We start from the raw sequence: 11,289 nt of genomic DNA, 5'->3' as shown, positions 1-11,289 counted from the left end.
GCTGGCTGGACTGGTACAACTACCACCGACCCCACACCGGAATCGGCGGCCAAACACCAGCCAGCCGCGTCACCAACCTGTCCGATCAGCACACCTAGAGCGTCGTGTTCGTACCGGACATTGCCCGCGCGGGTGACGGAGGTGCCCTGGTACGTACGCTCGCCGACAGCGTCATGGCCAGGGTGCTCTGACGGCCAGGATGCGAAAGTCTGGTTGCCGGCCGCGTCGTAGGCGTACGTCTCCGACCAACGGGCCGCCTGCACCGCGGTTACCCGGCCTGCCGCGTCCAGGTGGAAGCGGCGCGTCCCGGAGAGTTGGTCTTCGACCTCGATCAGATTACCGTCGGCACGATAGGTGTATGCCCGACTCTGGACGACGTGACCGCCTCCGGTCGTCACTGACTGCGCCGTCAGGCGGCCCAGGCGGTCGTAGGTGTGTGCCAGAGCGAGCGTCGCACCGATTTGGCATGCTAGTTCGCGGCCGGCCGGGTCGTGGGTGAAGTCGAAGGTACGCCCCGAGGCCACCATCTGGATACGGTTACCTGCCGCGTCGTATGTCCAACGGGTGACGGCACCACGGGGCGTGGTGCGGCCCGTGCATCGGCCCAATTCGTCGTAGGTGTACTTCACCGTATGGCCGTTTACCGTCTCCGCACGAATGCGCCCCATGGTGTCCAAGGTGCGGGAAAGGATCGTCTCCGGTCCGATGGCACGCATCAGTTGGCCTGTGGCGTGGTATTCGTACGCCGTGACCTGCCCCATCGCGTTCTTCCGGGTGATCTGGCCCAGCTCGTTGCGCTCGAACTGCACCGTGCAGCCAAGGCCGTCGGTACGGCAACGGAGACGACCGGCCGCGTCGTACGCGTAGGTACGCGTACGACCGTCGAAGTCAGTCTCCGCGACCAGGGATCCAGCTGAGTCGTAGGCGTACGTCCAGGTGAGACCCTGCGGATTGGCGACCGCCGTGACCCGCAGTTCACTGTCGTAGGTGAACTGGTACCGGACGCCGTCCGGACCTGTTCGGGCCGCCATCAGATCAAAGTAGGTGTACTCGAAGCGGGACACGGCCCCCATCGCGTCGGTGTGACTGACGCAGTTGCCCTCGCCGTCATACGTCCAGGACTCGCTGTTGCCGTCCGGGGCGGTGCGCCGTGTCGGTCTGCCCTCGACGTTCCATTGCACGCGGGTCTCGTTGCCGAGAGGATCGGTGAAGACTACAAGCCGTCCGAACACATCCCGCCCGTATTGCGTCGTCCTGCCGAGCGGATCTGTGACGCACTCGGGCAGCCCAGCAGAGTTGCAGCGAACACGGGCAGTGTGACCGAGCGCGTCAATGACAGCCGTGAGGTGACCGAACTCGTTGTAACGGGACCGGGTCACGGCTCCGGACGGATCTGTGACGGTGATGAGGTTGCCGCGCTCGTCGTACGCCCGCTGCCACTCGGATCCGTCCACGTCGGAGATCGTCGTGGGCAATCCAAGCTCGTTGTAGAGGGCGCGGACCTCCCCACCGTCCGGGCGGGTGACCGACACCGTTCGGCCCAGTCCGTCGTATTCGTACCGAGTGGTGTGGCCGAGCGGGTCGGTTACCGCGACGAGTCGCAGGTCCTCGTCCCATTCCTGCTCGGTGACGTAGCCGAACGGATCGGTCTCGCGGATGAGCCGAAGCATTTCGTTGTGCTCGTAAATGCGTGTGTGGCCGAGGGAGTCAGTGACACGGGTGATACGACTGGAACCGTCGTACATGAGAGTTGACGCCAGGGCGTTACCGGTGCCGTCGGTGGCCACGACGCGCCCTTCGCCGTCATACGAGTATCGGTACGTGGTGTTGTTGCGGTCGGTCCATGACGTGATGCGGCCTTCTGCTTCGTACGCGTAGCGCATGGGCATATCGGAGGAGTTGGTTTCCTCGACCAGATGGCCCTGCTCGTCGTAGGTGAAGCGGAGCAAGGACGTGCCGGGTTCGTCCGGACAACTGGAGTTGAGCAGGCGTAGGCCAGTGATGCGAGGCAGGGACGCGTGGTGGTCGACAGCGATGTGATAACCGCCGGAGTGGACCACTGCTGTCGGAATGTCGTCGCCTGCTGCGTAGACGACGGTGATGCGATTGCCGTTGAGGTCCTCAATGTGCTGTAGGGGGAGATCAACAGCGATGTCGTCGGCTGCGGGCACCGGGCTGTGGAAGACATAGGCCAGTTTGGCGTCGGCGTCGGTGATGCGGAGCGCGCCGTCGATCTCGTCGTCCCACAGAAGGGCCAGGCGGGAGCCACGAGTGACCGCGCTGACGGGGTCACTTGATTCCGGCTCAGGACGCGGAAAACAGATGCGTGCCCCGTCCGCCGTCGCGTAGACGATGCCCTCGTCATCCACTTGCAGCCTCTGGTCAAGCGTCGAGGCCCAGGACGGGCCGAACCAGCCGCCCCAGCGGTAGGAGGAGAGGTGCGTCCGTTCCATGATCAGGGGTAGGACACCCGGCAACGACACATCAGTGCGGGCCAGCATCATGTCGCCGGTGGCCACGTCAATCGGGTCCCGGACGAACTTCTTGATCTCGTTACGGATCGACGCAGGAAGTTTATTGAAGCCCGGGTTGAGTCTCAGGCGCTCGAACGAGGCGCAGTTCAGCTTGAGGCCCTTGCTGAGCTTGGCCAGGTCGGCAGGTTTGAGAGCCTTCAGGCCTTTCCCGAGGGCCTTGCCCAGCGCGCCGAAGCCCACCCCGAGGAGTGCGCCCTCGGTGAGGATGACGGCGAGTTTGTCGGGGTCCTTGAAGGCCTCAGGATCGCGCAGCAGGGTGTCGAAGGCGGAGAACTTCATGCCCTCCTTCGCCATCTTCCCGGCCGCCGCGACGCCGCGGATCTCCTTCAGCGCCTTCAGCGCCCGCTCCACCGCTCTGATGACCTCCATCACCCCGCGGATCGCGGACGCCAGGACGGTGCCCTCCTGCTCGATCCGGGCGACCAGTGCGACCACCTTCGCCGCGCGCGAGCCGGCCATCAGCGTGGAGACGACGGCCGACGTGCCGCCGGTCAGCACGGACAGGGCGAGCCCCGCCAGCTCCAACTCGGCGATCTCCACCAGGATGACGCCGATCTCCGAGAGCAGCTCGTGCGCCTTGTCCGCGAAGTCGTCCAGCGCCTTCGCGCCCTCCCTGAGAGAGTCGGCCATCTCGGTGGCCTGCTGACGGGCCGACTTGGCCCGTTTGTGAAGGGCCTTGGCGGACTTGCCCTCCCACTCCACGTCCGTCAGTGCCTTGCGCGCCGCCTCGGCTGCCTCGTCCAGGCCCGTGGCCAGGGCGCGCCACTTCTTGGCGATCTCCCGGATGCCGTCCGGGTCCACCGCCGGGTCGGTGATGCCCAGGAACTCCAGTCCGTCGGCGACCGTGTCACCGAACATGTGGTTGAACTTGTTGATGTAGTGCAGTGGGTTGAGATCGACCACTCCCGCTCAGCCCTTCTCGGCGCGGGCCGCGGCCGTCAACAGCACGTCCAGCAGGTCGAACGCGTCAGAGACGTCGCCCATGAACTTCGCTTCGGTCTCCCACTCGTCGTCCAACTGCCTGGCCAGCTTCGCGAGCGTGGTCATGCCCTCCTCGATGTCGCCCTTCGCACCGAGAAGGGCGCCCAGGGCCCCCAGGGCCGACAAGTCGTGCGAGGCCGACTCGAACTCTTGCAATGGCTTCGCCGTGTGCTGACCCACCGCGCGCAGTCCCTTTGCCGCCTTGTGCAGCGACGCAGCCTCTTTCGCCAGGTCCGCCATGCGGCCCCTCCCCCGTGATTAACCCTGTGCACATGCCAACCTCACGACCGTAGTGAGGGCGGTTATGCGGGAGGTATGGGTGGCGCCAAGGGCGAGTAAAGATCGACTGTGACGTACGCCGTCAGGGCGCGCCGTACGCCGCCGCGCTCGCCCTCGGCAGGGTCGCCCACATGCGCGTGCCGCCGCCGGGCTCCCTCGCCTCGCCGAAGCCCCACGTGCCGTCGCAGGCGCGGCAGACGCAGGCCAGGAGGCGGAGGGCGGCGCGGCGGCGGGTGTCGCAGGCGGTGGCGAGGTGGGGGCTGGTGTGGCGGGGGTGGCTGTCGTAGGCGATGACCCGGAGGGTGGAGAAGCGGTAGCGGAGGGTGAGGTAGTAGTCCGGCGACTCCGTGAACTGGCTGGCGACGGCGGTGAGTTCGCTGATCGCTTGCAGTGCCGGGTCCAGCATGTCCGTCAGGCCGTGCGCCTGGAGGACGTGGCGTGCCGTTGCCCTTGCCAGGGCGGGGCTGGACAGGGCGGCGGGGAGGGTGAAGCTGTAGGCCAGGGTTTCGGGGATGGGGGGTGTCGGGTCCGCCGGGTAGGCGGGGGCGACGGGGCAGCGGGACGGGGGCATGGCGACTCCTTTGGCAGGGGCGGTCGGTGGCTCCGTCGCGCGGGCAGGCCTCCGCGATGCACTTCCGACGCCGGTACGTACTCGGTGCGTCACTGAATGTAGAGACGTGGATGGTTCAATTGCCACCTCATCGAGGAAAGTGACCCCGATCGTGGTGCGCGCGCCTCCGAGGGCGGCAGACTGCTGCCGGATCGCAGGGAAGGAAGGGCATGCCTCCGAGGACGACACCGACCGAGCGCCAGCGGCGTCTGGGCGCCGAACTGCGGAAGATGCGGACCGCGTCGGGCATAACGGCCGACCAAGCCGCCGGGCTGCTCGGACTCGACCGGGCCAAGATTTCGAACATCGAGACGGGTATCCGCACCATCAGCCCGGAACGGCTGCGCACCCTGGCGTGCAACTGCGACTGCTGGGACGAGACTTACGTCGAGGCGTTGGTCAGCCTTGCCCGACCCGGCGGGCGCGGTTGGTGGGAGCGGTATCGAGGTTCGCTGTCCGCGGGGCTGCTCGACATCGCCGAGTTCGAGGCGCTGGCGACCCGGATGCGGACCGTGCACATCGCGCACATCCCGGGGCTGCTGCAGACCAGTGACCACGCCCTCGAACTCTTCAGGGCCGTCCTGCCACCGCTGCCCGACCACGAGGTCGCCCTACGGCTGGCGTATCGCATCGAACGGCAGAGGGTTCTCGAAGAGGAGGGCCCGCCGGAGTACGTCGCGGTCGTGCACGAGGCCGCAGTGCGGATGCAGTTCGGTGGGCCCAAGGTCGCCCGCGCCCAGCTCGAACATCTCCTGGCCGTGTCCGAGCGGCCCTCCGTACGGCTGCTGGTCGTTCCCTTCGCCGCCGGGGCGTTTCCCGGTTCCGGGCAGACGTTCAACTACCTGGAGGGGCCCGTCCAGCAGCTGGACACCGTGCAGATCGACAGCACCCACGGGCCGGATTTCCTCAGCGGTGACTCCCAGCTCGCGAAGTACCGTACGCACCTGGACTGGATGGAGCGCATCGCCCTGTCGCCACAGGCGTCCCGCGACTTCATCCGGGACATCGCCAACGGCCTGTGAGGAGACGCACGATGGACGGCATCACCTGGGAAGAGCCCTTCTGCGGAGAGGGAGCCAGTTGCTTCCGCCTCGGCACCGACACCACCGGCAACGCCTACATCGCCATAGCCGGCGAGGAGGACACCCCCCTCACCGACAGCCGGGACGCCCTGCGCCGCATGATCCTCGACATCAAGGCGGGCAAGGCCGACCACCTCCTGTGAAGTTCATATGAAACATTTCCCGGGGCCCACCGCATCAGTGAGGTGAAGGCAGTACACGACAGCGGTGAAGGCGGGGGAACGCGGACATGAGACAGGCGCGGGCGGACGAGTACGCCGAGTTCGCGGTGGCGCGGGCCGGACACCTGTACCGGTCCGCCTGCCTGCTCACCGCCGGGGACACGCACCTGGCCGAGGATCTCGTCCAGGAGACCTTCGGGCGGCTGTACGTGCGCTGGGGACGCGTGTCCCGCGTCGAGAACCCCGCCGGGTACGCGCAGACCGTGCTCACCCGGGCCTTCCTCGCCCACCAGCGGCGGCGCAGCAGCCGGGAGCGGGCCACGGACGTGTTCCCGGACCTGCCCGGCGCCGGGGACGGCGACGCCTCGCTGCGGCTGACGCTGCTGGACGCGCTGGCGCGGCTGCCCGCCAAGGACCGGGCCGTCGTCGTCCTGCGGTACTGGGAGGACCGGTCGATCGAGGAGACCGCCGACGTCATGAACGTCAGCTCGGCGGCCGTGCGGACCCGGTGTTCCCGTGCGCTGGGCCGGCTGCGTGAACTGCTCGGCGAGGATCTCGCGGAGTACGCCAGATCCTGACGTTCCCGCCCTCGTTCCCCACTCCCACTCCCCCACTTCGGCTCTCACTTCTCCCACCATGCGGAAAGGGTGGTTCGCCATGCCCGAAAACCAGGACCAGGAAATCTTCGAGGAGCGGCTTTCCGCTGCTCTGCACCAGACCGGCGGGGGTTTCCACGCCGACCGTTCGGCCCTCGTCACCGGCGGGCGGGCCCGCGGGCGGCGGGCGCTGACGCGGCGCCGGGCCGGGGTGCTCGGCGGGGTGGCCGGGGTCGCGCTGGTCGGGGTGGGCGGAGCCATGCTGCTGCCGCAGGGGAACTCCGACGGACGGAACGTCTCCGCCGCGACCGCCGGGGCCACCTCGCAGCCCTCAGCCTCGTCAACGGCGCCCGCTCCGCCTCCCGTCTCCGGCGACACCATCCTCGGCCAGCTCAAGGAGCTGCTCCCCGACGGTGAGTTCAGCCAGGAGGACGCCCGGGGGTCGGCCGACCAGCCTTCGCCGTACGCGTATGTCGTGTACGACGACGGGGAGGGAGCCGCCGCGATCAGCATGGGGTTCTACCGGGTGGAGCCGGGCAGTTCGCAGGTCCGCCAGCTGATGGAGTGTCCCGACGAGACATTCGTCCCGCATGACTCCTGCTCCTCCACCCGCCTGCCCGACGGCTCGCTGCTGCGGCTGTTCAAGGGCTACGAGTATCCCGACAAGCGCGTCGACACCAAGCTCTGGACCGCCGACCTGGTCACAGACAAGGGGCAGCACGTCAGCCTGAGCGAGTGGAACGCGCCCGCGCAGAAGGGCGCGCCCGTCTCCCGTGCGGAGCCTCCGCTGTCGGCCGAGCAGCTGAAGGAGGTCGTCACGGCCGAGGTGTGGCGCGGGGTGGTCGACGCGATTCCCGAGGACCCGAAGTCCGCCGAGCCCACCAAGGGCGTCCCGTCCGCCGACGTGCCGCCTGCCCCCGTCTCCGGCAGGGACGCCAACGAGACACTGGTCGGGCTGCTCCCCGAGGGGCTGGACGTGGTCAAGGAGGGCGGGCAGGAGAGCGAGTTCACCTACGTCGTCGTCGATGACGGGCAGGGTGAGAGCCTCGTCCAGGTGAACGTGCAGTACGGCATGGGCGACGTCGCCGGCCAGCTCTACGGCGGTGGGGAGGAGCTTCCCGACGGGACCCTGGTCAAGACCCGGCAGGGAATCGGGGACGACCGTGTCCCGGGAGTGCTCATGTGGACCGCCGACACCCTGCGGCCCGGCAAGGACGGCTTCCGTGTGGTGATCAGCGCCTTCAACAACGGAGCCGCGCATGCCGAGCCGTCCCGTGCCACTCCCGCGCTGACCATCGATCAGCTGCGGGAGATGGCGCTCAGCCCGGAGTGGGACAAGCTTCGGTAGGGACGGCGGTGGTCCGGGCGACGGTCAGAAGAAGTCCGCCCACGGCTGGTCCCAGATCTCCTTCACGCACAGCACCAGGAACAGCAGGCCCGCGACCGTGAGCATGCCGTTGCTGAGCCAGCCGTTGCGCCACTCGGCGGGTGTGCGGGAGGAGTTGAGGAGCCAGACCAGGGTCAGGGCCAGGAAGGGCATGAAGGCCGCGCCCAGGACGCCGTAGATGATGACCAGGCGGAAGGGTTCGCCCTGGAAGAGCAGGAAGATGGGCGGGAAGGTCAGCCACAGGAGGTAGGCGCGGAAGGGCCAGGAGCGCTCGTGCTCACCGGTGGCGACCTCCCTGGCCTTGCCCGCCCGCTTGTCCCGCAGCCGGCTCACGAAGTCCGCGAACATCAGGCTCACGCCGTGCCACACGCCGATGAGCGAGGTGAAGGACGTGGCGAAGAAGCCGATCAGGAAGAACTTGGCCGTCGCCGTGCCGTACTCGTCCTCCAGGATGTCGCCGAGCTGCACCAGGCCCTTGCCGCCGCCGGAGAGCGCGATGTTCGCGGCGTGCAGCAGCTCCGCGCCGACGATGAGCATGGCGACGACGAAGACGCCGGTGGTGATGTAGGCGACCCGGTTGTCCAACCGCATGACCTTCATCCAGCCGGCGTTGGACCAGCCCTTGGCGTTGACCCAGTAGCCGTAGGCGGCGAGTGTGATCGTGCCGCCCACGCCGCCGATCAGGCCGAGGGTGTTGAGGACGGAGTCCTCGCCGTCGGGGATGACGGGGAGGAGGCCGGCGAAGGCGTCGCCCAGGTTGGGGGCGACCCGGATCGCCAGGTAGACCGTCACCACGAACATGACGCCGACCAGCACCGTCATGACCTTCTCGAAGACGGCGTACTTGTTGAACCAGACGAAGACCAGGCCGACCACGCCGCAGGCCACGCCCCACCATTCGAGGTCCATCACGCCGAGGAAGAGGGCTTGCAGGGGCAGGCCGGTGGACGACATGGCAGCCGCGCCGTAGGAGAAGCCCCAGATGACGACGTAGAACCCGAAGAAGTACGTCGTCCAGCTGCCCAGGCTCGCCCAGCCGTCGAAGAGGGTGCGGCCGGTGGAGAGGTGCCAGCGGCCCGCCGCCTCGGCCAGGGAGATCTTGACCAGGCAGCCGAGGACCGCCGCCCACAGCAGGGTGTAGCCGAAGTTGCTGCCCGCGATCAGGGTGGCCACGAGATCGCCGGCGCCGACCCCGGTCGCCGCGACGACGATGCCGGGGCCGATGTAGCGCCAACTGGATTTGCGGGGTGCCGAGTCGGGGCCGTGTGGTGTCCCCGTGGCCTTGTCACTGGTGTTGCCCGTGGTGTCCGCCATGCGGGCCAAGAAAGCCCATGGTGGACGCTGGGACAAGAGGGCGTGCGGGGATCTTCACTCGAAGGTGCCCGACCCGGGCCCTACTTCGCGTCGGCCGTCTCCTGCTCCTCGGCCGTGGCCTGTTCCTCGGTCGCCTCGGCCTGCGCCTCGCCGTCCTCGAAGTACGCGTCCAGGACTTCGTCCAGGGCGGCCTCCCACTCCTTGAAACGGCTCCGGGACGTCGCCTCGATCTCGATCGGGTACCAGCGGCGGTCCGGCGTGTGCACCGTGACGGTGAACCGCTTGCCGAAGCGGCCCGTCTCCGTCTCGACGGCGCCGACCTCGTCCCAACGGAACTCGCAGTTCTGGTCGTCGAGGGCGAGACGTACGCCCTTGTGGTCGGCGACGATCCGGGCGCGGCGGTCGGCGGCCTCGAAGACGGGGCCGTCGGGGGCCTCCTCGTCCTCGTCCGGTTCGTCCGTCTGCTCGGCGGTGTCCTCCGGCTCGCGGACGTCCTCGGCCTCGGACACGGCGTCGGACGTCTCGGCGTCCGCCTTCTCCTCGGTCGTCTCCTTCGCCGGTCTCGCGTCCTCCGGCTCACCGGTCACGGGCGCGGTGAGCCCGGGGATGAAGGCCGGGTCGAATCCGGCGCCTTCCAGGGGCTGGCTGGTCGATCCTCTGCGCTGCTCCACAGCGGGCAGTATGGTCGACGAACCTGTGCCGGGCCCAGCCAGCCCCGTCATCGTTATCAGACGACTACACGCGCCCTACACGAACAGGCTCAGCACCGCCGCGACCACGAACCCGGCGACCGACAGCACGCTCTCCAGCACGGTCCACGTCTTGAGCGTGTCCCGTTCGCTGATGCCGAAGTACTTGGCGACCATCCAGAAGCCGCCGTCGTTGACGTGCGAGGCGAAGATGGAGCCCGCCGAGATGGCCATGATGACCAGGGCGACGAACGCCTGCGAGTGGTCGCCCTCGGCGAGCAGCGGCGCCACGATGCCCGCCGTCGTCACGATGGCCACCGTCGCCGAGCCCTGCGCGACCCGCAGCACCAGGGAGATCAGGTAGGAGAGGACGATCACCGGCAGGCCGACGTCGTTGAAGGTGTCGGAGAGGGCCTGGGCGACGCCGCTGGCGCTGAGGACGGCACCGAAGACGCCGCCCGCGCCGACCACCAGCAGGATGTTGCCGACCGGCTTCAGCGAGGCCGTCGAGACGGTCTCCAGGGACTTGCGGGACCAGCCGCGCCGGATGCCGAGCAGGTAGTAGGCGAGCAGCAGGGCGATGGTCAGGGCCACGAACGGGTTGCCGAAGAACTCGATCACCGAGCGGAGGGTGGACTCGTCCAGGGCGATGGAGGAGAAGGTCGCGGCGAGGATCAGGACCAGCGGGGTGCCGATGATGCCGAGGACCGTGCCGAGCGCGACGGGGGTCTCGGACGGTGCGACGCCCGCCTTGGCCTGCTCCTCGACGACGGCCTGCTTGGCCTCGTCGGCGGCCTCGACCATGTCCTGCGGCACGGGCACGAAGATGCGGCGGCCGATCCAGGCGGAGAACGCCCAGGCGGCGAGCACGGCGGGGATGCCGCAGACGATGCCCATGAGGATGACCCAGCCGAGGTCCACCTTCAGCAGTCCGGCGGCGGCCACCGGGCCGGGGTGCGGCGGCAGGAAGGCGTGGGTCATCGACAGGCCGGCCAGCAGCGGCAGGCAGTAGAGCAGGACCGACTTGCCGGAGCGCTTGGCGGCGGCGTAGACGATCGGCGCGAGGACGAAGATGCCGACGTCGAAGAAGACCGGGATGCCGAAGATGAGGCCGGTCAGGCCCATCGCGAGCGGGGCGCGCTTCTCGCCGAAGAGGCCCAGCAGGCGGGAGGCGAGGACCTGGGCGCCGCCGCTGACTTCGAGGATCGCGCCGAGCATGGTGCCGAGGCCGATGATGATGGCGACGTGGCCGAGGATGCCGCCCATGCCGGACTCGATGGTGGAGACGGCGTCGGACTTCTGGACGGTGCCGAAGAGTTCGGTGACCGACAGGCCGGCGAGCAGGCCGACGGCTATGGAGACGGCGAGCAGCGCGACGAAGGGCTGCAGCCGGACCTTGATGATCAGGAAGAGCAGGAGCGCGATGCCGATCGCGGCGACGGTGAGCAGGCCCGCCGTGCCGTCGATCAGGGTGAGCAGGCCGCCGGTGTGCGGTGGGGTCTGTGGGGCGGAGGAGGCGGCGAGCTGGAGGGATGGAAAGGACATACGGGGGTCCTCTGGGTAAACACATACTGCTTTCGGGCAGGGCGGGGCGCGGCACGGCGCCCGGGCTCCGAAGGGGGAGGGCGCCGTGCCGTGCGACAGGTGAAGAGAAGA

10 protein-coding genes and 1 pseudogene are annotated in these 11,289 nt (G+C 68.5%); 5 read left to right on the top strand and 6 right to left on the bottom strand.

The genetic code is table 11. From position 1 onward, the window contains the following. Nucleotides 1–98 (top strand): integrase core domain-containing protein (locus KUM03_RS11630; RefSeq protein ID WP_217246962.1); only part of this gene is annotated, 98 nt, incomplete at its 5' end. 468 nt (nt 99–566) lie between these two features. Here KUM03_RS11630 and KUM03_RS38230 read toward each other — a convergent pair. From KUM03_RS38230 to KUM03_RS11620, 3 genes and pseudogenes are all read right to left on the bottom strand, one after another. After that, nucleotides 567–2,501 (bottom strand): annotated as a pseudogene (locus KUM03_RS38230) (DUF6531 domain-containing protein); the annotation flags it as partial. Between the two features lie 942 nt (nt 2,502–3,443). Then, a complete protein-coding gene (locus tag KUM03_RS11625; protein ID WP_217246959.1) occupies nt 3,444–3,755 on the bottom strand; it encodes a hypothetical protein in 312 nt (103 codons plus the stop codon). Nucleotides 3,756–3,876: 121 nt separating this feature from the next. Then, nucleotides 3,877–4,365 carry an ATP-binding protein gene (locus KUM03_RS11620; RefSeq protein ID WP_217246958.1) on the bottom strand — a complete coding sequence of 163 codons (489 nt, stop codon included), beginning with the start codon at nt 4,363–4,365 and terminating at the stop codon, nt 3,877–3,879. Between the two features lie 209 nt (nt 4,366–4,574). On the opposite strand from KUM03_RS11620, the gene KUM03_RS11615 reads away from it, so the two are divergent. The 4 genes from KUM03_RS11615 (at nt 4,575) to KUM03_RS11600 (ending at nt 7,591) form a co-directional block, all read left to right on the top strand. Then, nucleotides 4,575–5,426, top strand: a complete 852-nt coding sequence (locus KUM03_RS11615; RefSeq protein WP_217246957.1) for a helix-turn-helix transcriptional regulator — start codon at nt 4,575–4,577, stop codon at nt 5,424–5,426. A gap of 11 nt (nt 5,427–5,437) precedes the next feature. Beyond that, nucleotides 5,438–5,629 carry a hypothetical protein gene (locus tag KUM03_RS11610; RefSeq protein WP_217246956.1) on the top strand — a complete coding sequence of 64 codons (192 nt, stop codon included), beginning with the start codon at nt 5,438–5,440 and terminating at the stop codon, nt 5,627–5,629. A gap of 86 nt (nt 5,630–5,715) precedes the next feature. Next, nucleotides 5,716–6,225, top strand: coding sequence for a SigE family RNA polymerase sigma factor (locus KUM03_RS11605; RefSeq protein WP_217246955.1), 510 nt, complete (start codon nt 5,716–5,718; stop codon nt 6,223–6,225). Between the two features lie 79 nt (nt 6,226–6,304). After that, nucleotides 6,305–7,591 (top strand): hypothetical protein, encoded by a 1,287-nt coding sequence (locus KUM03_RS11600; protein ID WP_217246954.1) that lies wholly within the window; start codon nt 6,305–6,307, stop codon nt 7,589–7,591. 24 nt (nt 7,592–7,615) lie between these two features. Here the strand turns inward: KUM03_RS11600 and KUM03_RS11595 are convergent, their stop codons facing one another. The 3 genes from KUM03_RS11595 to KUM03_RS11585 form a co-directional block, all read right to left on the bottom strand. Then, nucleotides 7,616–8,944, bottom strand: coding sequence for an Nramp family divalent metal transporter (locus KUM03_RS11595; RefSeq protein WP_217246953.1), 1,329 nt, complete (start codon nt 8,942–8,944; stop codon nt 7,616–7,618). Between the two features lie 80 nt (nt 8,945–9,024). Beyond that, nucleotides 9,025–9,615 (bottom strand): hypothetical protein, encoded by a 591-nt coding sequence (locus KUM03_RS11590; RefSeq protein ID WP_217246952.1) that lies wholly within the window; start codon nt 9,613–9,615, stop codon nt 9,025–9,027. Nucleotides 9,616–9,690: 75 nt separating this feature from the next. Beyond that, nucleotides 9,691–11,178, bottom strand: coding sequence for a GntP family permease (locus KUM03_RS11585; protein ID WP_217246951.1), 1,488 nt, complete (start codon nt 11,176–11,178; stop codon nt 9,691–9,693). Nucleotides 11,179–11,289 lie beyond the last annotated feature (111 nt).

The organism is Streptomyces sp. AC602_WCS936 (genome assembly GCF_019049125.1).
Classification (GTDB): domain Bacteria; phylum Actinomycetota; class Actinomycetes; order Streptomycetales; family Streptomycetaceae; genus Streptomyces.
The sequence above is the reverse complement of the archived record's forward strand: the minus strand, read 5'-3'. Positions and strand labels throughout refer to the sequence as shown.